The 25,883-nt window shown below is 62.3% G+C and carries 20 protein-coding genes and 1 pseudogene; 13 read left to right on the plus strand and 8 right to left on the minus strand.

Annotation, left to right across the window (positions count from 1 at the left end; genetic code table 11):
* Nucleotides 1-2,003, plus strand: a 2,003-nt coding sequence (locus CI601_RS00520; protein WP_220702611.1) for a Spy0128 family protein, incomplete at its 5' end; no start/stop codon positions are given.
* 236 nt (nucleotides 2,004-2,239) lie between these two features.
* On the plus strand, nucleotides 2,240-2,656 hold the full coding sequence (locus tag CI601_RS00525) for a hypothetical protein (protein ID WP_045924232.1): 417 nt from the start codon (nucleotides 2,240-2,242) through the stop codon (nucleotides 2,654-2,656).
* A gap of 83 nt (nucleotides 2,657-2,739) precedes the next feature.
* Here CI601_RS00525 and CI601_RS00530 read toward each other — a convergent pair whose 3' ends face one another.
* Complete coding sequence (locus CI601_RS00530; RefSeq protein WP_121913927.1) at nucleotides 2,740-3,510, minus strand: MIP/aquaporin family protein; 771 nt, start codon at nucleotides 3,508-3,510, stop codon at nucleotides 2,740-2,742.
* Nucleotides 3,511-3,769: 259 nt separating this feature from the next.
* Nucleotides 3,770-7,261, minus strand: coding sequence for an SNF2-related protein (locus CI601_RS00535; RefSeq protein WP_121913928.1), 3,492 nt, complete (start codon nucleotides 7,259-7,261; stop codon nucleotides 3,770-3,772).
* Between the two features lie 160 nt (nucleotides 7,262-7,421).
* Between CI601_RS00535 and CI601_RS00540 the strand changes: the two genes are divergently transcribed.
* The 4 genes from CI601_RS00540 (at nucleotide 7,422) to CI601_RS00555 (ending at nucleotide 12,184) form a co-directional block, all read left to right on the plus strand.
* Complete coding sequence (locus tag CI601_RS00540) at nucleotides 7,422-8,894, plus strand: DHA2 family efflux MFS transporter permease subunit (protein WP_121913929.1); 1,473 nt, start codon at nucleotides 7,422-7,424, stop codon at nucleotides 8,892-8,894.
* A 101-nt stretch (nucleotides 8,895-8,995) separates the two neighbouring features.
* A complete protein-coding gene (locus CI601_RS00545; protein ID WP_121913930.1) occupies nucleotides 8,996-10,231 on the plus strand; it encodes an FtsX-like permease family protein in 1,236 nt (411 codons plus the stop codon).
* Nucleotides 10,228-11,238: an ATP-binding cassette domain-containing protein gene (locus CI601_RS00550; RefSeq protein ID WP_121913931.1), complete on the plus strand. Its 1,011-nt coding sequence runs from the start codon at nucleotides 10,228-10,230 to the stop codon at nucleotides 11,236-11,238. The genes CI601_RS00545 and CI601_RS00550 overlap by 4 nt, the downstream gene beginning before the upstream one ends.
* Before the next feature lie 82 nt (nucleotides 11,239-11,320).
* A complete protein-coding gene (locus tag CI601_RS00555; RefSeq protein WP_121913932.1) occupies nucleotides 11,321-12,184 on the plus strand; it encodes a hypothetical protein in 864 nt (287 codons plus the stop codon).
* Here CI601_RS00555 and CI601_RS00560 read toward each other — a convergent pair.
* Nucleotides 12,181-12,846: an HD domain-containing protein gene (locus CI601_RS00560; protein ID WP_121913933.1), complete on the minus strand. Its 666-nt coding sequence runs from the start codon at nucleotides 12,844-12,846 to the stop codon at nucleotides 12,181-12,183. The two genes, CI601_RS00555 and CI601_RS00560, sit on opposite strands and share 4 nt — an antisense overlap.
* A gap of 233 nt (nucleotides 12,847-13,079) precedes the next feature.
* On the opposite strand from CI601_RS00560, the gene zwf reads away from it, so the two are divergent.
* The 3 genes from zwf to pgl all read left to right on the plus strand — a co-directional run bounded on the left by zwf (nucleotide 13,080) and on the right by pgl (nucleotide 16,437).
* Complete coding sequence (zwf, locus tag CI601_RS00565) at nucleotides 13,080-14,561, plus strand: glucose-6-phosphate dehydrogenase (RefSeq protein WP_229133471.1); 1,482 nt, start codon at nucleotides 13,080-13,082, stop codon at nucleotides 14,559-14,561.
* A complete protein-coding gene (locus CI601_RS00570; protein WP_121913934.1) occupies nucleotides 14,558-15,565 on the plus strand; it encodes a glucose-6-phosphate dehydrogenase assembly protein OpcA in 1,008 nt (335 codons plus the stop codon). The genes zwf and CI601_RS00570 overlap by 4 nt, the downstream gene beginning before the upstream one ends.
* 80 nt (nucleotides 15,566-15,645) lie before the next feature.
* Nucleotides 15,646-16,437 carry a 6-phosphogluconolactonase gene (gene pgl / locus CI601_RS00575; protein WP_121913935.1) on the plus strand — a complete coding sequence of 264 codons (792 nt, stop codon included), beginning with the start codon at nucleotides 15,646-15,648 and terminating at the stop codon, nucleotides 16,435-16,437.
* A 29-nt stretch (nucleotides 16,438-16,466) separates the two neighbouring features.
* Here the strand turns inward: pgl and CI601_RS00580 are convergent, their stop codons facing one another.
* A complete protein-coding gene (locus tag CI601_RS00580; protein WP_220702612.1) occupies nucleotides 16,467-17,243 on the minus strand; it encodes a FadR/GntR family transcriptional regulator in 777 nt (258 codons plus the stop codon).
* A gap of 232 nt (nucleotides 17,244-17,475) precedes the next feature.
* Between CI601_RS00580 and CI601_RS00585 the strand changes: the two genes are divergently transcribed.
* The 3 genes and pseudogenes from CI601_RS00585 to gnd form a co-directional block, all read left to right on the plus strand.
* On the plus strand, nucleotides 17,476-18,921 hold the full coding sequence (locus CI601_RS00585; RefSeq protein WP_121913936.1) for a GntP family permease: 1,446 nt from the start codon (nucleotides 17,476-17,478) through the stop codon (nucleotides 18,919-18,921).
* A gap of 36 nt (nucleotides 18,922-18,957) precedes the next feature.
* On the plus strand, nucleotides 18,958-19,599 hold the full coding sequence (locus tag CI601_RS00590) for a gluconokinase (protein WP_121913937.1): 642 nt from the start codon (nucleotides 18,958-18,960) through the stop codon (nucleotides 19,597-19,599).
* Between the two features lie 54 nt (nucleotides 19,600-19,653).
* Nucleotides 19,654-20,565, plus strand: a pseudogene (gene gnd, locus CI601_RS00595) (phosphogluconate dehydrogenase (NAD(+)-dependent, decarboxylating)); the annotation flags it as partial.
* Here the strand turns inward: gnd and CI601_RS00600 are convergent.
* From CI601_RS00600 to CI601_RS00615, 4 genes are all read right to left on the minus strand, one after another.
* On the minus strand, nucleotides 20,555-21,484 hold the full coding sequence (locus CI601_RS00600) for a family 43 glycosylhydrolase (protein WP_121913939.1): 930 nt from the start codon (nucleotides 21,482-21,484) through the stop codon (nucleotides 20,555-20,557). The pseudogene gnd and the gene CI601_RS00600 overlap by 11 nt on opposite strands.
* Before the next feature lie 82 nt (nucleotides 21,485-21,566).
* The gene (locus CI601_RS00605; RefSeq protein ID WP_121913940.1) at nucleotides 21,567-22,424 is read right to left on the minus strand and encodes a carbohydrate ABC transporter permease; all 858 of its coding nucleotides are present in this window, start codon (nucleotides 22,422-22,424) and stop codon (nucleotides 21,567-21,569) included.
* Entirely contained in the window at nucleotides 22,421-23,350 is a 930-nt protein-coding gene (locus tag CI601_RS00610; protein WP_024627793.1) for a carbohydrate ABC transporter permease, read from the minus strand. The genes CI601_RS00605 and CI601_RS00610 overlap by 4 nt, the downstream gene beginning before the upstream one ends.
* Nucleotides 23,351-23,364: 14 nt before the next feature.
* On the minus strand, nucleotides 23,365-24,615 hold the full coding sequence (locus CI601_RS00615; RefSeq protein ID WP_121913941.1) for an ABC transporter substrate-binding protein: 1,251 nt from the start codon (nucleotides 24,613-24,615) through the stop codon (nucleotides 23,365-23,367).
* A 185-nt stretch (nucleotides 24,616-24,800) separates the two neighbouring features.
* On the opposite strand from CI601_RS00615, the gene CI601_RS00620 reads away from it, so the two are divergent.
* A complete protein-coding gene (locus tag CI601_RS00620) occupies nucleotides 24,801-25,835 on the plus strand; it encodes a LacI family DNA-binding transcriptional regulator (RefSeq protein ID WP_183129692.1) in 1,035 nt (344 codons plus the stop codon).
* Nucleotides 25,836-25,883: the final 48 nt, after the last annotated feature.

Genomic DNA, 25,883 nt, shown 5'->3' on the forward strand with positions numbered 1-25,883 from the left:
CCTTCACCAACACCTACCAGGCCAAGCCGGCCAAGCCCGTCATCACCGCCACCAAGCACCTGCAGGGCCGGGACCTGAAAGCCGGGGAGTTCACCTTCCACCTGTACGACGGGCAGACCGGCCATGAAGCGGGCTCGGCATCCAACGACGCCCAGGGCAGGATCGCCTTCAACGACCTGACCCTGGACCAGCCCGGCGACTACCACTACACCATCCGCGAGGACCAGGGCAGCCTGCCCGGCATCACCTACGACCGGCACGCGGCCACGGTCGACGTCCACGTCACCGACGACCTCAACGGCCAGCTCCAGGCCACCGTCACCAGCAAGGACACCACCTTCACCAACACCTACCAGGCCAAGCCGGCCACGGTCAGGCTCACCGCCTTCAAGCACCTGGAAGGCCGGGGCCTGAAAGCCGGGGAGTTCGACTTCCTCCTGCAGAACACCAAGGGCGGGAAGCCGGCCCAGGCATCCAACAAGGCCGACGGGACCGTCGCATTCCCCGACCAGACCCTGACCGAGGCCGGCGACTACACGTACTCCGTGAGCGAGGCCCAGGGCAGCCTGCCCGGCATCACCTACGACCAGAAGACGCACCGGATCACCGTCCACGTCACCGACGACCAGCAAGGCCAGCTCCAAGCCACCATCGACGGCAACAACCCCACCTTCACCAACACCTACCAGGCCAAGCCGGCCAAGCCCGTCATCACCGCCACCAAGCACCTGCAGGGCCGGGACCTGAAAGCCGGGGAGTTCACCTTCCACCTGTACGACGGGCAGACCGGCCATGAAGCGGGCTCGGCATCCAACGACGCCCAGGGCAGGATCGCCTTCAACGACCTGACCCTGGACCAGCCCGGCGACTACCACTACACCATCCGCGAGGACCAGGGCAGCCTGCCCGGCATCACCTACGACCGGCACGCGGCCACGGTCGACGTCCACGTCACCGACGACCTCAACGGCCAGCTCCAGGCCACCGTCACCAGCAAGGACACCACCTTCACCAACACCTACCAGGCCAAGCCGGCCACGGTCAGGCTCACCGCCTTCAAGCACCTGGAAGGCCGGGGCCTGAAAGCCGGGGAGTTCGACTTCCTCCTGCAGAACACCAAGGGCGGGAAGCCGGCCCAGGCATCCAACAAGGCCGACGGGACCGTCGCATTCCCCGACCAGACCCTGACCGAGGCCGGCGACTACACGTACTCCGTGAGCGAGGCCCAGGGCAGCCTGCCCGGCATCACCTACGACCAGAAGACGCACCGGATCACCGTCCACGTCACCGACGACCAGCAAGGCCAGCTCCAAGCCACCATCGACGGCAACAACCCCACCTTCACCAACACCTACCAGGCCAAGCCGGCCAAGCCCGTCATCACCGCCACCAAGCACCTGCAGGGCCGGGACCTGAAAGCCGGGGAGTTCACCTTCCACCTGTACGACGGGCAGACCGGCCATGAAGCGGGCTCGGCATCCAACGACGCCCAGGGCAGGATCGCCTTCAACGACCTGACCCTGGACCAGCCCGGCGACTACCACTACACCATCCGCGAGGACCAGGGCAGCCTGCCCGGCATCACCTACGACCGGCACGCGGCCACGGTCGACGTCCACGTCACCGACGACCTCAACGGCCAGCTCCAGGCCACCGTCACCAGCAAGGACACCACCTTCACCAACACCTACCAGGCCAAGCCAGATAACCCCGACGACCCTGGCAACTCTGGAGGACATGACAAGCCAAATCCGCCGGTAGGACCAAACAAGCCGAACAAGCCGAGCGAGTCCGATCATGTACCCAGCAATAGCCAAAAACTGGCAGCAGGAAACCAATCTTCTGATGACCAAGCAAAGCCATCTGCAGATTCCCAGGCCCTAGCCGCCTCAGGCTCAGACATGGTCATGCCTGTAGCGCTGGCTATCGGCACTGCCGTCCTCGGCCTGGCACTGATGTGCCTGCTTCGGCATCGCAGAGATCGAGAAGCCGACCTGGGCTAATCGTTCCCCGCATGAGAACACAGCTGGACACGTTTCTCACTGGTGACAGCCACCTATGGCGAACCTCACGGTTCCCTGCCCCTATCTACTGACGAAATTTGCTATTCTTGCAAGTGGAAGGAATCTTGCATCCAGAGGTCACCGTCGACGATGGACGGTCACCTGAACGGTCATGGCCCTGCACGGTCATGATGTCGATTGTCACACGTGCAGGCCGTCACACAGAAAGGTCAGTCATGGCAGACGATACAGTCATTGTTGTTGATACTTCCATGTTCGAAAAAGATGCCGACGCGAAAACCGCCAAGGCTAACGAGGTCGCACGCAAGTACGGCATCAGCGATGAGGCCCTTAAGAAGGTCGAGGATTACAAGGATCAGTTGAGCTACCACCAGGCATGGGATCTGCCATTCCTGGGCTACGTGGACGAGGACGGCTATGGATATGCCTACGTACCCAACAAGGCTGTCGCAGCCGATGGATGGGATGCCCACAAGGCCTTCCTGGATCTGCCCGATGACGTTCAGACGGCTTTCGCCATCCGCATGCTCTTCACCCATCGCGACGTCGACCGCCACGGTGCAGAGATGTTCCTTCACCACGGCCGCGGGCTGACAGTCCGCTTCCAGGAGCCCACCTCAGCCAGCTACTGAGCTTGAGCTACCTTAACTAATTCGACCCCCGGTCCTGTCGTAATAACCCCCTGACAGGTCCAGGGGCTTTTCCATGCCGACAATCAAGGCAGAAGCCCCATCCAGGCAGGAGCTAGAACACCGATACAGGCTCCGACGATCGGCCCGACAAAGGGTATCCAGGCGTAGCTCCAGTCCGCGTCCTTCTTTCCGGACATGGGCAAAAGGCAGTAGGCCAATCGAGCGGAAAAGTCACGCGCAGGATTCATGGCCGCACCGGAAACCCCTCCCAGAGCCATGACCAGAACCGTGATGACCAGAGCCACGCCCAGGGGCCCGACCTGGGTAGGCGTTCCTCCGTTGATGAAAACCCAGGTAACCAGGATGGCCGTGCCGATGGCCTCCGATGTCAGATTCCAGAAATTCGAACGTATAGCCGGCTTGGTGCAGAAAACCATGAGTTTGGTATCTGTATCGGTCGGAAGTTCGAAATGCTTGCGAGTACCCAGGTAGCCCAGGCAGGTGCCAAAGAAAGCACCCAGGAACTGGGCGGAAATGAAGATGGCCACATTGGCTAAGGTGACCGGAATGCCGCCCTTGCCCATGGCCAGGCCGTTCAAGGTCGCCTGTGGATCAATCCAGTGACCGACTACCCTGGCCAAAGTCACGGCCGGGTTGAGATGGCCGCCCGTTTTCCACCCTGCATATACGCCTACATAGACAGCAAGGCCCCAGCCCAACGAAGCGTTGATCCAGTCGGCTCGATAGGCCCCTGTCTTGGGAAGCGATCTGCTGGCTGCGACCATGAAAGCGATGGCCATCATAAGTGCTGTGCCCAAAAACTCTGAGCAGAACATCTGCACGCCGCTGATCATGCTCTCTCCTCCAGCTTCCCGTCATCAAAGGAGCTGAAGATAGCCAGGCTCCCATAACCCGAATAATCAACTGCAGCCAAAACGACAAGCCGGCAGTGAAACAACCGTCAATCCGCTTATATACATAGTCTTTCGATTTGACTACCGCATCAAGAGTAACCGTAACCGTGGCCCAAGGGCCTCGCCACCGATGATGACACAGCATTCAAGACTAATGACTATTAGGTTCAAGTAGATTCACATCAAGATGCGATCAAAATCAGCCCAGCAAGGCCAAGAGGTCTTTTCTGCTCAGCCTGGCCACGCTTGCAGCGCCGGTGGACGCGGCAGAATCGACAAAGCGCGATGCCAAGTCGCTCTTACTGTGCTGCAGGTTGAGGATGCGTTCCTCGATGGTGTCCTTGGCTACGACCTGGTAGACGTTGACATCCTGGGTCTGGCCGATCCGGTGGGCGCGGTCGTTGGCTTGCTCCTGGGCAGCGGCATTCCACCAGGGGTCCGCATGGACCACCACACAGGCTCCGGTCAGGTTGAGCCCGGTGTTGCCTGCCTTCAGGGAGATCAGAAAGACCGGCGTGGCATCCCTGTTGAACTGTTCCACCAGCTCCAGCCGCCGCTTCTTGGAGGTGGCGCCGGTGATCAGATCGTAGGACACGTCCAGCCGACGGAGCCGTTGGGCTATCAGGTCCAGGTAGGAGGTGAACTGGGAGAAGATCAGCATCTTCCGTCCGGCATCCTGACAGGAGACCACCAGATCCTCGATGGCATCCAACTTGGCCGAATCGCCGCGCCGGTCCCGACCTTGATCCTGGTAGACCAGACGCGGATCGCAGCAGACCTCCCGCAGCCTGGTCAGCTGGGCCAGGACCTGGATTTTGCCGACTTCGTACTCCTGGTCCTTTTCCTTGTTGAGGGTAGCCCTCAGCTCCTGCTCCAGGGCTGCATAGAGCTTGCGCTGCCGACCCTGCAGGGGCACGCTGATCACGTTTTCGATCTTCTCAGGCAGATCCGTCAGCACCTGGGACTTGAGCCGGCGCAGAATGAAGGGTCCCACCAGGGCCTGGAGCCGGGACTGGGCATCCTGGTCTCCGCTGAGTATGGGCATTTCGAAGCGGTCCCGAAACCGAGAGTATGGACCCAGCATCCCCGGCATCAGGAAGTCGAAGATGCTCCAAAGCTCGGAAAGCCGGTTCTCGATGGGCGTGCCGGTCAGGGCGAACCGGTGCAGGCTGTCCAGAGCTCGTACGGCCCGCGCGGCCTTGGTGGCATGGTTCTTGATGTACTGGGCCTCATCCAGAACCAGGGCATACCAGGGCAGACTCCGATACCGGTCCAGGTCCCGCCTGAGCAGATCGTATGAGGTAATCAGCAGATCGTAGGACCCGGCCTGATCCAGCAGGGCCTGACGCTGGCTGCGCCCTCCCGCCAGGACCGCTACCCGCAGATCCGGCGTAAAGCGGCGACACTCGGCCTCCCAGTTGTAGACCAAGGAGGCCGGACAGACGATCAGCGAAGTTCCCCGATCCCTGGCCTGACCCCGACGGGAAAGCAGGTAGGCCAGCATCTGTATGGTCTTGCCCAGACCCATCTCGTCGGCCAGGATGCCGCCGAATCCACGGTCGCTCAGAGTGCATAGCCAACGCAACCCTTCGACCTGATAGGGTCTGAGCTGCCCGCGCAGCCCATCGGGGACCTCGAACCCCTGAGGATCAGGCTTGCGCTCCTTCAGGTAGTCGCGGAAGCTAGAATCGCGGTCCTGCTCGGGCACCAGCGCATCCAGGTAGCCCAGCTGAAAGTCAGGCACCCGGACCGGCCCCTTGGCCAGATCAGCAGGGTCAATGCCCAGGTCTTCAGCCAGGGTGTCCACAGCATCCGTATTCAGATCAGTCAATTCGACGAAGGCCCCGTTGCGCAGGCGATGGAAACGGCGACGGCGGCGATGGTCAGCAAGGATGGCAGCAGCCTCCTCGGGTCGTACCTCATCGGCGATGGGCGAGATCTCGACCAGACCGGAGCGCACCCTGACACCCACGCGGATCTGCGGATGAGAGACGACGCTCAGCCCGTCGAAGGCCGGGGTGGAGAAGACCCGCCCCAGCCCCTTGAGCACGGGCAGACCTCGGGTCAGCAGGGTGTGGATGGCCTCCTCGTTCTCCTCGGGGATGCGGGCCAGCCCCTCCTCCATCAGAGGGAAATAACGGCGGACCGTCTGCCGGGCCAAAGACTCGCTCTCCCGATCCCTGCCGGGTTCATCCTCCGAGGCGGGATCAGCACCGACTGGCAGCAGACGGTCCCCATAGCGGGCCTTGAGATCGCAGCTGACCCCCTGCCGATCCCTATCCAGGTAAAGCTCGATCCTGCAGGGCGGCCTCCGCCGGGCATCCAGCTCCTCGGGCAGACTGGCGGAGAGCCCAGATCCTTCATGGGAACCCTGATTCAGGTCAGGCAGGACGGTCCGGGCGAACAGATCCAGGTCGTCGGCATCCAGATGCAGATCCCGATCCTCACCAGGGCGGCAGAGGGTCTCCAGCAGGTCCCGATGACGCATGAAATGCGCGCTGCAGCGGTGGATGACCGGTCCCGGATCCAGCCCTATGCCGGGCTGTGAGGGGCGCACGATAACGAAAGAATGTGCTTGGCCAACGACGAAGCGTTCCACGGCCAGGGCATGGGTGATCCGGTAGCCATCCGCCTCCTTGCTGACCGCGATGCCGGGGTCCGGATCCCCGCCAACTACCGGGGCAGGCATGGTCTGCAGGAAGGAATCCTCGGGAGGCGTGTAGTCCAGGGTGAGTCCAGAGTCCACGAACAGGTCGAGGATCTGCGCCACTTCGTCGTCGCTGAGTCGGATCCCCGCCAATCCCGCACGGGTAAGACGGCGGTGCATGCCCCCCTCCTGCTCGGCCAGGCTACGGCGGATGGCACCGGCCCTTTCCAGAATGGTTAGCAGAGCCTGGGCCCGGTCATCAAAAGTGTCACGAGAATGGATGAAGGCCAACCGCCGTCCGTAAGACATGAATTCGCCCTGGTCCACAGCGCGCAGCAGGGCTGGCAGATCCTTGACCAGGTAGGCGACCCCGTGGGAGGACAGAGTGATGTGCAGACGGACCAGCCAGCCTCCGCGCTCGCTGGTCAGGTCGGGAATCAACCCGACCGAGCCGATGGGCAGGTGACGGCCACCAACCGGCCCGTTCTCCTGCTTGAGCAGGCTCAGCTGGCGGTCACGAAAGGCCTGCCGCCGCCGACCCTCCTGCCGGTGCATATAGGCTGCCAGAGGTCCCGAAGTTGACCGGGCGGAACCGGACCGACCCTGATCGCCGGCCCAGTCATCCGATCCTGCAAAGAACTGGCTGGACTCGTTGTAGGCCATGATCAGGGCGACCACATGCTTGCAGGCAGGACCCTGGCGCCCAAAGGCCCGGCAGGTGCAGGAGGAGTCAATGACCCGATGGGCCTGCTCATCCAGCCGAGCCTGGACCATGCAGTCACCGTCTGGCTGATAGGTGGCGGGCACACGTCCCTTGAGAACGGTCAAAGCTCCTAGGTGCCGTAGGCGCAGGTCCGTAAAGCGGCGGTCATCCAGCAGTTGGTGGGCGCGAAAGTAGGCCTTGCCGCCCAATCGACGCAGAGCGGCGTCAGAGATGGTGTCCGGGTCGCCAAAGGTCCGCCCCTCCTCGTCGCCCGGATCATAGAAACCATGGCCTCCTGAACCAACGGCTCTTGACCCGTAGACCGTTGCATGCCAATCCACACGCACCCTCCTTATGGTCTCTGACGACCATTCCCGAGCATAACCTTTTCCACCCCGATGCGGCACGCCTTCGGCGAAGCGAGTAGACATGCCGACTTACGAAAAAATGGCCGCCTCCCTAAGATGGCGTGCTGTTTGTCTGAAGAAGGAGATCATTATCGTGCACAACACGTCCACCCCTGCCTCTGTTCACCGGTCACGACCGGCCGTCCCCCATCCCTGGCCGGCCATCGCCGCGCTGATGATCGGGGCCTTCGTGGGCATGCTGAGCGAGACCTCGCTCAATATCGCCCTGCCCAACCTGATGGAGAGCTTCCAGATCCCCGCCTCAACCGTGCAGTGGCTGGTCACGGGGTACATGCTGGTCATCGGCATCGTCCTGCCCTTCTCCAGCCTGATCTCCAAGTGGTTCACCACCAGGCAGACCGTGATCTTCGGCCTGGTCGCCTTCCTGGCGGGCTCAGTGGTCTCGGCCATGGCCCCCACCTTCCCTGTCCTTTTGACGGGACGGCTGATCCAGGGCATCGGCACTGGCCTGATCCTGCCGCTCATGTTCACCGTGGCCATGCTGATCTTCCCGCCTGCCCGTCTGGGCACGGTCATGGGCATGTGCGCTCTGGTCATCATGTTCGCCCCGGCAATCGGCCCGACCCTGACCGGGATCATCCTGGGCAAGCTGACCTGGCACTGGATCTTCTGGTTCTTCACCCCCTTCCTGGTGGTGGCTCTGATCTTCGCCGTCTGCTTCCTGAAGAACGTAGGAACCATCACCCACCAGCGTCCCGACCTGGCCTCTATTCTGGAGTCCATTGTCGGCTTCGGCGGACTGGTGGCAGGGGTCAGTCTGGCCAGTCGTTATGGATGGCTCTCCCCGGTCACCCTGATCATTCTGGTTGTTGCCCTGGCTGCACTGGTCCTCTATATTCGTCGCCAGCTGGGCCTGGAGCACCCGGTGCTCAACCTGCGCATCTTCTCCATCCCGGCCTTCCGCTACGGTGCCACCCTGGTCATGCTGGACTTCGCAGTCATCCTCTCCTCCATGTATCTGCTGCCCCAGTTCCTGCAGCGGGGACTGCTCCTGCCCGTAGCCATGACTGGCATCCTCATGCTGCCCGGCGGCGCCATCAACGCTCTGGTCTCAGCCTTCGCCGGCCGACTCTATGACGGCTTCGGAGCCCGAATGCCCGTCCGCTGCGGATTCCTTGTCGCCCTGCTTGGCACGGTCATCCTCCTGTTCACCGGCCCGCACACCCCTGTGGCCTTGGTGGTGGCTGCCCATATCATTTTGATGATCGGCTGCCCCCTGGCCATGTCGCCGGCCCAGACCTACGCGCTCAACTCACTGAGCGGCCCGCAGTCCGGCGACGGAAGCACCATCATCAACACCATGCAACAGATCGTAGGAGCCGTGGCTACGGCCATCACCACCTCCCTGCTGGCCATGGGCGAGGGGCAGGCAACCGGTGTTGATAAAGCCCAGGCCTTCACCAGGGGCACCCACTACGGACTGGTCTTCACCTTGGTGCTGATCCTGGCTGCTCTGGTCGTCTCTTTGAAGGTGCGCAACTTCTCCCACGCCGACCAACAGGAGGCCGAGCGAGACATTCAGCAAGCTCCAAGTTCGCACCGCTAGCTTGGGAGCGTCCCTGGCTAGACTGGAGGACGGCGACCGGACTTTAGGCCCGCCATTGTGGGCCGCCCGGTCATCCCTGGAACGCTATCAGGAAGGGTGTCATGTTCGTTCTCAAGAACGCCTGGTTCACCATCAGGCGGCATGCGGCGCGGAGCCTGGTCATGGTTCTGGCCTGCCTGGTAGTGACGGCTCTGGCCACGACGGCGGCCACCGTGCTCCAGGCTGACACCAAGGCACGTACCACAGACTACGAATCCCAACAGGTGGATGCCGTCATTAGCCCGCGCAAGGGAACCAAGGCCTCTCCACTGGGCTGGAACGAGTATTCCAAGTACGCCCAGCGCCTGCAGATGGATGGCATGCAGTACAAGGCCTACTTCCATGAGACCGCCGACATCAGCCCGGAGGGACTGCCCCAGTCAGGCACCTACTCCCTGGTGGGGGTCTCTGACAAGGAGGCCGAACCCACCCTGCCTCACGGCCCCTTCGCGGTGGATCAGGGCAAGGGGCTGGACTACGCCTCCCAGAATGCCTCCGGCACCCAGACCGTGCTGATCTCCAAGCAGATGGCGCAGGCTAACAAGCTCAAGGTGGGCGACACCCTGACCATCAAGGATCCTCGCCAGCAGGATCAGCAGGTCAAGCTGACCATCTCCGGCACCTACCACTATCGCAAGGCCGTGGATCAGGCCGCCAACCGGGCCATCTACACGGCCTATCCCACCTTTGCCATGCTGGGGCTGGATGCAGCCAGCAAGCCTGGAGACCCCGGCCATGAACTGCTCGTCGCCTTCGTCCTGGATTCGCCAAGCACCTACCAAAAGTTCATCAAGGAGCTGCGCAAGGACGGACTCAAGGCCTCGCAGTACGACATCGACTCCCCCAGCCTGAAGGACTACCAACGGCGGATGGCGCCTGTTCACCGGGCCGCCGACCAGGCGCGAACCACCATTATCCTGGTCTGCCTGCTGGGCGGGCTGATTCTGCTTGGCTGTCTGTTCCTCATGCTGCGCAACCGTGCCAACGAAATCGGCATGGCCATCACCATCGGGGTCCACAAGGCTCGGCTAGGCTGGCAGTTCGCCTTGGAAACCCTCTTGCTCACCCTGCCCGGCCTGGTGCTGGGCCTGGTGCTGGGCGCCGCGATCAGTCGGCCGTTGGGCCGGTCGCTCTTCCGGCTGGGGAACCTGTCCAGCATGCCTCATGCTGGTCTGATCTGGAAGCTGATCCTGATTGGCCTGGCCGTCTGCCTGGTTCTCGCTCTGGCAGCAGCTGCCAGGGTAGCGGCCTTTAGAACCGCCCAGCTATACACCAACGACCTGGAGGACGAGGCATGAGCGAAAAGACATCGGACCAGCAGCCAGACGAAGAGTCCCAGGAAAAAGCTGTAGCCAAGGCCGCCGACCAGGCAACGACTGATCAGAAGCAAGCCGCTCAAACAACGGCCGATACTGAGCAAAAAGCCGACGAGAACACCGGCGCCGAACCGCTGCCCGAATCCGAGGAAGAAGCAGCCACTCAGACGGACGGACAGCCCGAGGAGGATGGTTCTTCGGAAGAAGACGTGTCGATGGCCGCTTTCAAGGTGGTCATCGAGCAGGAAAATGCCGAGGATCCCGACGACGATCAGGAGGAGGACCCACTGCTGGAGACCGATGGCCAGCGGGTGTTGGTTCCTGGCGGCTACCCGGTGCTCTCCCTGAAGCATGTGGATTACACGCGCAAGGTCCAGGGTCGCCCTGAACAGATCCTGGATGATGTCGATCTGGAATTCCAGCGTCGCCGCATCTACTCGGTGGAGACCACTTCGCCTTCCAGACGAGCCGCTCTGATGGCCCTGATGACCGGTCTGCGCGCCCCCACCCAAGGCAGCGTGCTCTTCCGTGGCACGGACCTGCGCCAATTGCTGGCCTCCGACTATCGCGGCCACCTGATCGGAGCCATCTTTGGTACCGATGCCTTAAGGCGCGACCTGACCGCCGTACAGAATCTTGTCTACACCATGGACGCCAGCGGGCGCACCTTCCTAGGCCCCAAGGACAATCTGGCCCGTCAGCTGCTGGACGAGGTGGGCTTCCCGGAGCGCCTGCAGGACAAGCCGACCGCTGATCTGGGCCCCTTGGACTTCCGCCTGGCCTCCGTGGCCCGTGCCCTGTGCTGCGAATGCGACGTGCTCATCGCCGACGAGCCCACCGAAGGTCTTGAGCCAAGCGACTGGGACACCCTGCTGGCCACACTAAAGAGGGTCTCCCGCCGTCATGACTGCACCGTGATCATCCTGACCTCCGGGGGTTCTGACACCGTGGACGAGGGCACCTACGACGACCGATTCATCGTCGATTAAGCCGCAGCCTTCCGGGTTGGGGATGGACAGCACTGCACTGATTTGTTCGGTCATCACCCATGAGGAGTGGATACCCCGGGTCATGACCAAACAAATCGATTTAAGCAACAATGATCCACGCCGGCAACGGAGGGTCATCCTGCACCATCACCATGGATTCGGACCAGTTCGGGAGGTCGGCATCAAGGAAGCCATATGGATTACCCCAGGGCTGCTGATCGCCCAGAACGCCTGGCTGGCCTCCCACGGACGTCCCTCCTGGATCCTGTCAACGCCACCTACTTTGTGGCTGGATGAGCTGGACCAGTCCCTGACCGAACGCAGGATTCTGACCGTGACGGCCGAGACCATTCTGAACTGGCGTCGGCTGCCATCGGGCTTGGGACAGCGCCCCTGGTCGCAGCTGGCTGCCGGCCGGGTATCGGGCCTGCCGGCAGCCCGACGAACCCTTGAAGACCTGCAGAATGATCTGCGAACAGCCCCTGCGCAATCGCTGATTCGCCTCCAGACCCACTTGCCCGATATCCATGAAGAGTGGCGGGTCATCGTTGACAGGGGCCAAATCGTAACCTCCAGCGGATACTGCCTGCATGAAGGCGAGGGCTCTCGAACCATTACCACGATCTTTGACGGTGCCATCTTCGATCCAAGGCATCGAGCGATCGTCGAGAACTGCGCCCTCCGGGCAGCCAAGGGTCGATCGCCTGCTCCGATCAGCGTGGATCTGGCCTTCCTCCGTGGGTCGGATCGACCTCTCGTCCTGGAGGGAAACCCGGTCTGGTGTGCAGCTCCTTACGCTTACGGGCCTCAAGGTATGGTCTCTTTCTTGAAAGCCGTAGCGGCCTGCCGGACCGATCCAGTCGACCCCTATCAACCAGACCCATGGATGCTGCGCGAATTCAGTGGTCGCTTCCGCAGTTCCTGGGGAGCAGCCCGGCCGGATTAGACGATGGTCATGCCGTAGTACTTAGCCAGAGGCTGCAGATCCGGTACTCCATACCGGGCCACCAGTTGCCTCCAGCGAGCCAGGTTGTCGGGACCATACTTGGCCGTGCGCTTGGCGGCAGTGGGCTCGGAGACGAAAATGGGCGGCTGGTGCTTGCTGTGGAACTTGTCCGCATACATGACCACCTCCTGCTCATGGTTGACCGGCAGGTAGTCGTCCGGCGGCAGATTCAGATGCTCCTCCTCCACCTGGCGGCGGGTCAGTCCCACTCCTGTGTGGTTGCGGGCGAACTGGGCCACCGACTCGTCCACCCCGGCATCCAGCAGCAGGTGGTAGCCCTCCAGCCCGTGCTCGATGTACCGCTCGCCTTGGAAGGTCAGGGGCCGGCCCTGGAAGCCGTCGTCCTTGAGGATCCGGTAGGTGCCGATGTCATGCAGCAGGGCACCTATGCGGACCAGGTCACGGTCCAGGGGACGCTCGGGCAGAACCCCGTCAGGGTCATCGCCACGCAGCAGGCGTTCGTTGACCTGGTCAGCCATACGCACCGCGAGGGCGGCAATAATCTGGCAATGGGTGTGTATCAGTTCATAGGCGGCTTGTGATGGCGCATACTGGCGGTGCAGGACCTCGGCCATGGGAACATTGGGAATCATACCGACCATTCTAGGGATCCTTGCCACAAATGTGACCTTTGCGACGCTTATGCACACTTCAGCGGATAATCAGCCCTGCCCTTCTACTGCCGACAGTACACTGGGAGCCACGGTATTTCACGAGGAGCACTATGGACACTTCACCACTTGCGCGCTCCGCCGACCAGCCCGCTCCTCCCGACGAGGACGGCGGCCGACAGGCGCCCTGGCACAACCCCCTGCTGGATCCGCGCGATCTGCGCATGCCGCGCATCGCGGGCCCCAGCTCATTGGTCATTTTCGGCGTCACCGGCGATTTGGCCAAGAAAAAGCTTTTGCCGGCTGTTTATGACCTGGCCAACCGGGGGCTGCTTCCAGCCAGCTTCGGGCTGATCGGCTTCGGACGGCGCGACTGGAGCGACCAGCAGTTCGTCGCCTTTGCGGAGGAGAACGTCCGCGCCCACTGCCGCACCCCCTTCAACGAGTCCACCTGGCGACATCTGAGCCAGGGCATGCGCTTCGTCAAGGGCAGCTTCGACGATGCCGAGGCTTTCCGCCGCCTGTCGGCTACTGTTTCGGAGCTGGACCGGGTCCGGGGCACCCGTGGCAACCATGCCTTCTACATGTCGGTGCCACCCAAGGCCTTCCCCCAAGTGGCCCGTCAGCTGGCCGAGTCGGGGCTCTCCCACTCCACCGAGGGGGCTTGGCGCCGCGTCATCATCGAGAAGCCCTTCGGTCGTGACCTAGCATCGGCCAAGGAGCTTGACCGGGTGGTCTCCGAGGTCTTCGAGCCGGATTCGGTCTTCCGCATCGACCACTATCTGGGCAAGGAGACCGTGCAGAACATCCTGGCCCTGCGCTTTGCCAACATGATGTTCGAGCCAGTCTGGAACTCCAACTATGTCTCCCACGTGCAGATCACCATGGCTGAGGACATGGGCATCGGAGGCAGGGCCGGCTACTACGACGGAATCGGAGCAGCCCGGGACGTCATCCAGAACCACCTCCTGCAGCTGATGGCCCTGACAGCCATGGAAGAGCCGGTCTCCTTCTCGGCATCGGATCTGACGGCCGAGAAGACCAAGATCCTTTCGGCAGTCCGAATCCCCAAGGACCTGGCGGCCCACACCGCCCGGGGCCAGTACACGGCCGGCTGGCAGGGATCCCAGCACGTGGTCGGCTACCTGGACGAGGACGGAATCGACCCCTCCTCCACCACCGAAACCTATGCCGCCATCAGGCTGGATGTGGACACCCGCCGCTGGGCCGGCGTCCCCTTCTACCTGCGCACGGGCAAGCGCCTGGGCAAGCGGGTCAGCGAAATCGCCATCGTCTTCAAGCGTGCTCCCCACCTGCCCTTCGAGGCCACAGCCACCCGGGAACTGGGCGCCAACGCCGTGGTCATCCGCGTACAGCCTGATGAGGGCGTGACCATGCGTTTCGGGGCCAAGACTCCCGGCTCGGCCATGGAGGTGCGCGACGTCAACATGGACTTCTCCTACGGGCGTTCCTTCACCGAGGCCTCTCCCGAGGCCTATGAGCGGCTGATCTTGGACGTGCTTCTGGGAGACCCGCCTCTCTTCCCCACCACCGAGGAGGTCAATCTGTCTTGGAAGATCCTGGACCCCATCGAGGAGTTTTGGGCAGGACAGGGTCAGCCCCAGCCCTATCGCGCCGGCACCTGGGGACCGCGAGAGGCTGATTTGATGCTGGCCCGCGACGGATACCACTGGAGGATGCCATGATCGTCAGACTGAACAACACCACTACCTCCGCCATCGCCAGGGAGATCGACGAACTCCACGTTGAACGAGGGGAGGCCGCCCAGGGACGGGTGCTGACCCTGGTCATCGTCACCGAACAGGCCCATCTGGAGGCGGCCCTGGAAACCGTAAACGCCGCAAGCCGGGAACATCCCTGCCGGGTCATCGCCATAGTGACCAATGCCGAAGACCATCAGGCCCAACAGGAGGCGGATCAGAGGACGGCTGCGGCACAGTCCACAGAAGACTGCGTTTCCTACAAGAACACCGACCATAACGGGGATCGCACGCTGGATGCCGAAATACGTTTCGGTTCGGATGCCGGTGCCGGCGAAGTGGTGGTTCTGCGACCAGTGGCAGCCCTGCTGGACCATTCCGATGCCCTGGTCATTCCCCTCCTGGTGCCGGATGCACCTCTAGTAGTCTGGTGGCCCACCAATCCGCCCCTGGATCCCTCACAGGATCCCATCGGGACCATGGCCGCCAGCAGAATCACCGATGCCATGGAGGCCGACGATCGCCAGGCCACCTTCGCCGGGCTGCTGGCCCATTCGCGCGATCAGGACGTGGATCTGTCCTGGACCAGGATCACCATCTGGCGAGCGCTGTTGACCTCCATGGTGCAACAACCGCCCCACCTGCCCATCCGTTCGGTCATGGTAACCGGCCAAGCCCACTACCTGCCATTGGAGCTGCTGGCCTCCTGGCTGGCTCTGAAGCTAAAGGTACCGGTCACCGTCGAGCGCGATCCGAAGGCTCAGGCGGTCACCGGTGTCTACTTCGAACGCCCGGACGGGGTCATGAGCATGGAGCGCCACCACGACGACCAGGCCCGGATCAACCAGCCCGGTCAGGCCTCACAGACCATCTCCATGCCCCTGCGCTCTGCCGTGGACTGCATGAGCGAGGAACTGGGGCGACTGGATCCTGACGAGGTCTATCAGGAGGTTATCCACACCGGGTGGGGAATGGTTGACCACCAGTAGACCTCTGCAGTAACTCAATTCATATGCAAACGTCCGGGTGTAGGCTGAGGCCAGCTTCACCTGCATGCAAGGAGGATCAGATGACCGATCGTCGCGTCGTGACTTATGCCACAACCAAGTTGCTCAATCAAGCCACCGCAGCCCGGATCCTGCTGGAGCTGGGCGACCTCCTGGCCCGTCAGGATCGGGCCGACCTGGCGCTGACCGGTGGCCGGGACGCGGCGGATGTCTATACCCTGATGGGTGCCGATCCCCTGAGCCAGAGCGTGGACTGGAGCCGGGTCCATCTCTGGTGGAGCGATGAGCGGTTCGTGGGCCTGGAAGACCCGGACCGCAACGACGAACAGGCACGGCGGGCCTGGTATGGCTCGCTGATCGACCAGGGGCTGCTGCCCAAGGCCAACGTACATTCCATGCCCGTGGACACCCGTAGCCCAGCCCGGGTTGAGGCCGCGGGCCAGGAGGAGAACGAACAGGCCCTGACCCAGGCGGCAGCCGCCTATCAGCAGGAGATCATCGACCAACTGGGCCCTGAGGGCCGCATGGATCTGGCTGTCTTTGGCGTGGGCCCCGACGGCCACTATGCCTCCCTCTTCCCCGACCGGTCCGAGGTCAGATTGCAGGATGACGATCTGCTGGTGACGGGCGTCAGCAACTCCCCCAAGTTGCCGCCGCTCAGGGTCACCATGACCACGCCATTCATCCGCCGGACCCCCAAGATCTGGCTCTTCACCTCAACTACTGAGAAAGCCTCAGCCGTGGCTGCTGCCCTGGGAACTACAGACGATCCCCATGTACCCTCCTCTTATGCCAGGGGCACCTTGGAGACCCTCTGGCTCCTGGACGCTGATGCCGCCTCGAAACTACACTGAGCCTTCAGCAACAAAAGCCTTTACAGATTTCAGGACTCCGAAGATTCCTTATCCGCAGCAGGGACCGAGTCTTCGGAGTCTTTTCGAGTCATTTGCGCGATAGCCCGATCGGATTCGTCGACGATCCAATCCATGGCGTGGCGGGCCCCCTCTGCATCACCCCGACGTATCAGCGCAGCCACGTCGCCGTGCAGCCGCAAAGCCTTCTCATCAGCCTTCCTGGGCATAAGCTCATGCCGGGTCCGCCCAGACAGCACTGAGGCAATCACATCGCCCAGCGCCGCGAACATAGCGTTGCCGGATGCCTCAAGCAGGGTTCGATGGAAGGTTTCGTCAGCCCGAAGATAGTCCGGCCCGTCGGCCCGGTCAGCGTTGGCCACCATGTCAATGGCGGCCCGCGTCAGCTTCGCCCATTGATCCCGATCAGCGTGGCTGGCCGCCAGCTGGGCAGCCATGGGCTCCACGCATGCCCTGAGCTCGGACAGCTCATGCAGGGTTCGTCCCCGGCCAGATCCGCGCAGCCTCCACTCAATCACCCGCGGATCAAAGATGTTCCAGAGTTGACGGGGGTTGACCGTGGCACCGACCTTGCGTTTGACGGTGACCAGACCCATGGCCTCAAGAACCCTGGTGACCTCCCGGGTGACCGTGCGCGAGGGCCTCTGGCTATCCAGATCCGGGGCGGGCAGCCGGTCGCCCGGAGCGATGGTGCCATCGACAATGGCTGCCCCCCACTGGTCCAAGAGCCGGTCATGCAGGGTGCCTTCTGTAGCCGTTTTGTCATCAGGCTTGCTCGCGCTTTCCACGAATTCCACTCTAGCAACCGGGCTCGTTTCCAAAGGGATCAAACGATTCTGCAAACATGTTGAGGCTCGATCCTGCTTTTAGCATGCCATCTTCCAAACCGTCCCAGGTTCGTGTAAGATATTGTCTGTTAAGGCATACTTAATATCACACTGTCGATATTAAGTAATGCAAAAATAAGAGCCGGAAAGCTGATCAGGCCGAACGGTTCGCATCCTCAGAGAAGAGGCAGCAATGCTTTTAGCGTCGCAGCCGACAGCCGACGGGTACCTGACCCTGGCGGCGAGTCAGGCCGTTTCCCTGAACACCACCCAATTGGGCATCAGTCTGGTGCTCAGCCTGGCAGTGCTCATTTTCCTGGTCACCGTCGTTAAGCTTCATCCCTTTGTCTCCCTGCTGGGTGCCGCCCTGGTGGTCGGCATCGGTTCCGGCTATGGTCCCGTGGCCACCCTGACCAGCTTCACCGGCGAGTTCGGCTCCACCATGGGCTCCGTGGGCATTCTGATCGGCCTGGGAGCCATGATCGGCAAGGTCCTCATGGACACCGGGGCCACCGACCAGGTGGTCAACACTCTGGTAGCCAAGTCCAAGCCCGCCACCATCCCCTGGATCATGGCCCTGATTGGCGCCCTGATCGGCCTGCCCATGTTCTTCGAGGTTGGCCTGGTCATTCTGGTTCCGGTCATCATTCTGGTGGCCCGCCGTACCAAGCTTCCGCTGATGCGGGTGGCCATCCCCACCCTGGCGGGCCTATCCATCATGCACGCCTGCGTGCCTCCTCACCCCGGTCCCTTGGCCGCTTTGAGCCAGTTCGAGCAGACCGGCAATGTGGGCCTGACCATGATGTTCGGCATCCCCTTCGCCCTGATCACCCTGGTCGTCGTGGGCCCGGGCTTCTCCCGGTTGGCCTCCCGCTGGGTGCCCGTCGAGGCACCAGCCGACTTCGTGGCCAAGAGCGAGCAGGCCGGCAAGGAGGAGACCCGACTGCCCTCCTTCGCCATCTCGGTCTGCTGCATTCTGCTGCCGGCAGTCCTCATGCTGCTGACCTCCATCTTCGAGATCGCTGTTCCCGGCTTCAAGGATCGTACGGACGGCCTGGCACAGACCATCAATTTCATCGGCAACCCGGTAATGGCCCTGGCCATAGCCCTGATTGTATCCATGCTGGTCCTCAAGGCGGCCTCGGGCATCTCCTGGAAGACCGTCAATGACTCCCTGGGAGCCTCGCTGCCCGCTGTGGCAGGCATCCTGCTGATCGTGGGCGCAGGCGGCGGCTTCAAGGGCGTACTGGTCTCCACCGGCATCGGCAAGATCATCGGCACCTTTGTGGAACACTCCAACATCTCCATTTTCCTGCTGGGCTGGGTCATCGCCGTCTTCGTGCGCATCGCCACAGGCTCGGCCACGGTCTCCATCCTGACCACGGCCGGCATCCTCAGCAACGCCATGACCATGATGCATGCGGGCTCCACAGCCACTACGCTCCTGGTCATCGCCATCGGCGCCGGCTCCATCTTCCTCTCCCACCTCAACGACGCGGGCTTCTGGCTGATCAAGGAGTACTTCGGCCTGAGCGTTGGCGAGACCCTGAAGACCTGGTCGGTTTTGGAATGCCTGCTGTCGGTAGTGGTTCTGGTTCTGGTCATGATCGCCAGCATCTTTGTGCCCATCACCGCCTGAGCGTCATTGTCAAATCACTTTTCAGAAAGGTTGCACATGGTCGACACAACGTTGAAGAACTCCGACGCCTTGAGCGCAGAGGATCACCCGGAGCCCAAGGTCCCCTCGGCAGTGGACAACACGGTTCCCCCAAACTACTTCCAAGGCCGCACGCCGGTTCTGGTCATCATGGGGGTTGCCGGCTGCGGCAAGACCACCATGAACGAGCACCTCGGCAGCAAACTGGGTTGGGACATGGCCGAGGCCGACGACTTCCACCCCCAAGCCAACATCGACAAGATGGCCCGCGGCATTCCCCTGAACGACGAGGACCGATGGCCCTGGCTGGACAGCATCCATGATTGGATCGAGGACCACATGCGCCGTGGAGTGCCCGGAACCGTCACCTGCTCGGCCCTGAAGCGGATCTACCGTGACCGCTTGCGGATGCCTGGAGTGGTCTTCATTCACCTGAGCGGGGACTACGACTCCATCATGGAACGGCTCTCCAAGCGGAAGGGCCACTTCATGAAGCCACAGATGCTCCGATCCCAGTTCGACGACCTGGAACCCCTGGGACCGGACGAAGTTCATCTGACCATCGACGTAGGTCTGCGCATGTCTCCCGAGATCGAGGCCGAGGAGGTCATCGACACCCTGGGCCTGCAGTGCGACGTCAAGCAGGCAGCCCGCCAGTAGCACCGACAATTCGGCCCGACCGCGGCCGACCACCAACCATCGCGGTCAACTTCACACTGTTGCAGTCAATGGAGAGGAACTGACACTATGAAGATTGGCATGATCGGCCTGGGACGCATGGGCAAGAACATGGCAGACCGTCTGCGCACCGGCGGCCACCAGGTTGTTGGGTACGACATCGCGCCGGACTCGGGCAGGGATGTGGACAGCCTGCAAGCCCTGGTTCAGGCCCTCGAGGCTCCACGGGTGATCTGGGTCATGGTTCCGGCCGGCAAGCCCATCGAGTCCACGCTCGATCAGCTGGGCAATCTGATGGAGCGCGGCGATCTGGTCGTGGATGGTGGCAACACCCGCTTCACCCAGGACCAGGAACACGCCCAAGCTCTGGCCGCCAAGGGCATAGGCCTGGTGGATGTAGGCACCTCCAATGGCATCTGGGGCAAGGAGAAGGGCTACGCCCTGATGGTCGGCGGATCGGACCAGGACGTGGCCCGGATCCAGCCCATCCTGGACACCCTGAAGCCCGAGGGCGACTACGGCCTGGTCCACGCGGGAGGCACCGGTGCAGGCCACTATGCCAAGATGGTTCACAACGGGATTGAGTACGGAATGATGCAGGCCCTGGCCGAGGGGTATGCGGTCCTGGAAGCCTCGGACCTGATCAAGGAGCCGGGCGAAGTGGTGGAGTCCTGGCGCAAGGGTTCGGTCATCCAGTCCTGGCTGCTGGACCTGCTGGCCCAGGCCCTGAAGGAGGACCCGCACCTGAGCGGAATCGCTGGCAAGGCCGATGAGACCGGCGAGACCAAGTGGATGATCGCGGATGCCCTGGAGCTGGGGGTGCCCACACCGGCCATCACCTCAGCCCTCTATGCCCGCCAATCCTCCAAGATCGAGGACCCCATGACCATGAAGGTGGTCTCCGCCCTGCGCAGCGCCTTCGGTGGCCACCCCATCGTCAGGAAGTAACCGGGTTCCGGGCCGGGTACCAGTAGGATCCTACCTGCGGACGGACCTGGACCATGGCGCCGTCATCGGCGAAATCCAAGGGAGCGAAGACGATTTCGCGATGACAGCCGTCGCCTCGGCCGTCCTTGGCGAACCTGTGGTAGGCCACGATCCAGTCGTCCTGGCCTGGCACACGGGTGATGCAGTGGTGTCCCGTGGCCAGGATTCCCTTGGCGTGATCGGCCTTGATCAGAACCTGGGGCGCGGTCCAAGGCCCGTCCAGCGATGGCGCCTTGGACCAGCGGATCTGGTAGCTCGGATCCCTGGTGTCGTTCTCCGACCAGGAGGCATAGTAGGTGTCTCCCCGTCGGCAAACAGTGACGGCCTCGCGGAAGTTGTCGGGCACAGCGGAGCGCACCGAACCCTCTTCCAGACGCAGGCCGTCCGGACTCAGCCGCCCCATGTAGGCACGGCTATTGCCCCAGAGCAGATAGGGCACATCGTCGTCATCCACGAAGACCGAGGGATCGATGGGCAGGCAGTCATAGTCCCCCCGAGCGATGAATGGCTCCTGGGCCGCCCGGAAGGGTCCAGTTGGCCCAGGAGCGACAGCCTGGCCAATCTGCCCGTCGGCCACAAAATACAGGATGCAGCGTCCCTGGCGCACCAGCAGGCAGGGAGCCCAGGCACCCTGTCCCCCATGCCACCAGGGAACCTGGTCCAGGTCCAGGATTTTTCTGCGGGTCCAGTGGCATAGATCCCCGGATTCATAGACGTAGAAGGCGTGCGAGGACCAATCAGGCAGACCGTCCTCGGTGCAGTACAGGTACCAGCGGTCCCCGATCATGACCAGATCCGGGTCCGCACAGTAGCGATGCAAGGGATTGCTCGCCAATCCCATCCCCTTCGACCCTTGTTGTGCGCTTGCGAATTCCTCCATGGACTGTGACTCCGATTCCTTATGAGTGCGGCGGCCGGAACCTCCGACCGCCGCCATTGACTACGACCTTCCGACTGGTCGCTTACCCCTTGACTGCCCCGGCAACCAGCCCGGAGACGATCCACTTCTGGCAGAAGATGAAGAAGACGAAGACCGGGATCAGGGCCAGGACCGTAATGGTCATGAAGCTGGGCCAATCAGTGGTGAACTGGCCGACCGCGTTGTAGACCTGCAGAACGATGGTGCGCAGGTTGGAGCTGCTGATGAAGACGTTGGCTGTCATGAAGTCGTTCCAGGTCGACATGGTCTGGAAGACCACCACCGTGGTCAGGATGGGCCTGATCAGAGGCAGCACGATGCTCCAGAAGATCCTTAGGGGGCCGGCCCCGTCGATCCTGGCGGCCTCGATGACCTCAAAGGGCAGGGACTGCATGTAGCCCACAATCAGGAAGTAGCAGAAGACCGCGCCACCCAGGTACATGATGATCAGGCCAAGGAGCGTGTTGACCAGCCCCACGCTAGACTCCATCCGATAGAGGGGAATCAGGGTGGACTGGGTGGGGATGACGAAGGCGATCATGAGGATCACCCCGATGACCGAGGTGAAGATCGACTTGCGCAGGATCATCCCGTAGGCAGCCAAGGCTCCGATCAGCACCTGGAAGAGGACACCGAAGAAGGTGACGATCAGGGTGTTGACCAGACTGCGGACGATGGGCACCGTAGCGAAGGCCCGCGTGTAGTTGCGCAGCGTCCACTGCTTGGGCAGGCCCAGGGGATTGGTGGCCATGTCGGGGATGGTCTTGAAGGTGTTGATCAGGATGTACCAGAGGGGCACAGCGCAGATCAGGGCGATGATCAGCACCACCACGCTTCTGACTGTCGAACGCCGCCGTTCCCGCTGGCTCAGGGTCAGGGTCGAGCTCTTGTTGCTGCTCATTGGAACCTCCTGGAAATCAGGCTGGCGGCACCCATCTGGGCGAAGACCACCAGAGCCGTGGCCAGAGTGAACAGGACCGCCAGGGCCGAGCCCAGCCCATACTGGGACTGGCCGATGCCCTGCTGAATGATGGACTGAGTCACCGTATAGGTGGAGTACCCGGGGCCGCCCTTGGTCATGGTGTAGGGCAGGTCGTAGACCTTGAGGCCTCCTGACATGAGCAGGAAACTGGAGGTGACGATGCCCGGAATCAGCTGGGGCAGGGTGATATGGACGAACTGCTGGCGGCTGGTGGCCCCATCCACCGTGGCCTGCTCATAGAGGTCTCCGGGAATGGACTGCAGGAAGGCCAGGTAGAGGGTGGCGTGCCAGCCGATCTGCGCCCAAACTGCGATGAAGATGACGCAGCAGCGGGCCAGGGTCGAATTGGACAGCCAGGGCACCGGACCCAGACCGAAGACACCCAGGATGGTATTGAAGACGCCTGACTTCATGGGCGAGAAGATGTACTTCCAGACCATGCCCATGATGGCCAGCGATGGCACGCTGAAGAAGAAGAACAGGGAACGAGCGAAGTTGCGGCCCCAGAACTTCCTGTTCAGGGTGACAGCCAGGGGGATGGCGAAGATGGTCACCAGGACCGTCTGAGCCACGGCGTACAGGATGGTGAACACCAGGCCCTGCATGGTCGAGGAATCGGTGAACACACTGTGGTAGTTCTTCCAGCCCACATAGTGCATGTTCAGGCTGTAGCCGTTGAAGTCGGTCACCGAGTAGATGATGGTCTGCACCAGCGGCACGGCGAAGAGGATGACGAAGACGGCCAGGATAGGCAGGAGGAACCAGAAAGAGGTCAGATCCTGCCGCAGGCCGAGCATGCGCCGCCGATGGGCGTTGGCACGCTCCGAGGCAGATTGGGAAGCCATGATCCAGCCCCTTCCTACTTGACCGAGGCCATCTTGTCGTCGATGGCCTTGGCCCACTGATCCAGATTGATGGATCCTTGGACCAGCTGCTGGGTCTCGGACTGGCGGACGGTGGTCAGCACATCCGGCTTGGCGTAGAAGTTCATAAGCAGGAAGTAGTGGCCCGGCTGCACGTTGGCCCGGTAGACCTGCTCATACTCGGGCTTGACCTTGGCCTTGAACCCCTGGACGGTGATGGCATCCCCGTTGTCGGCCGAACGCTGCAGGGCCCAGCGGCTGTCCATGAAGGTCAGGAACTTCTGGGCTGCCTTGAGCTTGGCGCCCTTGAGGTGGGAGTAGATGGCGTAGGCAGGCGATGGCGATCCCTGGGCATAGTTGACCATGCCCTTCTCCATGAGCGGCATGGGGGCCATGCCATACTTGAGCCCGGACTGGCCGATGGATGGCAGGTCCCAGGGGCCGGTGCAGATCATCGCCACCTGGCCGTTGATGAACTGGGTCTTCATGTCGTCACCGCTGATGCCGACCGTGTCCCGGGTGACCAGGCCCTGGTCGTAGAGCTTCATCCAGGCCGCAGCCGCCTCACGCTGGTCGCTGCCCGGCTTTTGCGGGCGGCGGTCGATCAGGCTGGTCACATCAACCTTGTCCCTGTCGAACTGCGAACCCATGAAGGCATCGGGGATCCTGCTCGGGCCATCGGCGATGGTCTCCAGGAAGGGCGTGACCCCAGCGGCCTTGAGCTTCTTGCACAGCTGCAGGAAGCCATCCCAGGTCTGTGGCACCTCCTTGGCACCCGCCTTGGCCAGCAGATCCTTGTTGTAGACGATTCCTGAAGCCCAGGAGGACACGGACATGCCGTAGACCTTGCCCTGGTGGCTGACGAAGTCCTTGTTGGCCTTGGAGATGTTGCGCATGAAGGGCTCGTCGGTCAGGTCTCGCACGTAGCCGTTCTTGATCAGGTCAGCCTTGTTCTCGGAGGTGATGACGAACACATCCGGGGCCTGGTTGCCGACCAGCCGGGTCTGCAGGGTCTGGATGTATTCAGGGGTCGGCGGCGAATAGCTGAAGTCCACCTTGATCCCGGGGTTCTCCTGCTCGAATTGGTCGATGTATGGCCTCATCACCTGTTCGTTGTTCCATGACAGGAAGGTCAGCGTGGTCTTGGATCCGTCAGCGCCACCAGCCCCGCAGGCACCCATGGCCGACACCACCATGCCGACCCCAAGCGCCGCAGCTATGCCCTTCCATGCTCGCTTCAGCTTCATGACTCCTCCTTGCAATCAATCCTCTGAACATCCGTCCGGGCTGTTCAACGTCGAGGCCCGCGAATTGACACGATTCAACTGCTGTCACAATATGGTATAGCACGTTGGTTGAATCGTGTCAATTACATTCTGATAAGGCCACCCGCGTGCCTAAGATAATGGCTGAACCCCGGGAAAGGTGCGAGATGGTGACGATGAGCGATGTGGCCAAGGAGGCGCAAGTCTCTCGAGCCACTGCCTCCTATGCCCTTCGAGGCGATACACGCATAGCGGATGACACCAGGCGCAGGGTTCTGCTCGCCGCCCGCAAGCTCCGCTACTCGGCCAACCTGTCAGCCAGAAGCCTGCGCTCGGGCAAGAGCGGCATCATCGGCGTCGCCATCTTCGAGCTTGACAAGCCCTACCCTGCACAGATGAGTGCAGCCATCTCCCGGCAGATCAACGCCCACGGCATGCAGGCCATCATCCAGCAGACCTCCAACTCCAAACAGGACGAGGTCTCCATACTCCGGCATGTGACCAGTCAGCTCTGCGACGGCACCATCTTCAGCCCAGGCAGCATCACCAATGAAGAGATGCAGGAGCTGGCCGATGGCAAGCCTCTGGTTCTGCTGGACGATCCCTCAGCAGAACCGGTCTTCGATTCGGTCATGACTGCCGGATTCGAGGGAGCCGCTATGGCCGTGCGGCACCTGCTGGTCTGCGGGTGCCGACATATAGGCGTGATTGGTGCCGACATGACGGCTACCACCGATCCGGTCCAACAGCACTCGGTTCGCGGTCGCAGAGTGGCCGGCTGCCTGAAGGCTCTGAAGGACGCCGGAATCAAGGCCCGCCCCAAAGACTTCCTGCCCCTGGACCGCTGGGACGGGGAAATGGCGCGTGACCTGGGCCATCATCTGGCGCACACGTCCGGCCAGCCCTTTGACGGCATCTTCTGTATGACCGACTCTCTGGCCTTAGGTCTGATCCGAGGATTGCACGAATGCGGCGTGGAGGTCCCCCGGGACCTGGCCGTCGTGGGATTCGACGGCATCCAGGAGGGAGAGTCCTATATACCCTCGCTGACCACCATCAGCACCGACAAGGACGACCTGGCACGCAAGGCGGTGGATGCCCTGCTGGCCCGCCTGCAGGGCGGCGACGATAATCGTCCCCCCACCCAGACGACTGCTGCCTGCCAGCTGGTGGTCCGGGAATCCACAGCCAAGATCCGCTGACAGGATGACAAAAAGGGGTCCGCGCTGCCGTCTCAGCGGCTGTGCGGA

The sequence above is a fragment of the Bifidobacterium sp. wkB344 genome (genome assembly GCF_003688305.1).
Classification (GTDB): Bacteria; Actinomycetota; Actinomycetes; order Actinomycetales; family Bifidobacteriaceae; genus Bombiscardovia; species Bombiscardovia mizhiensis.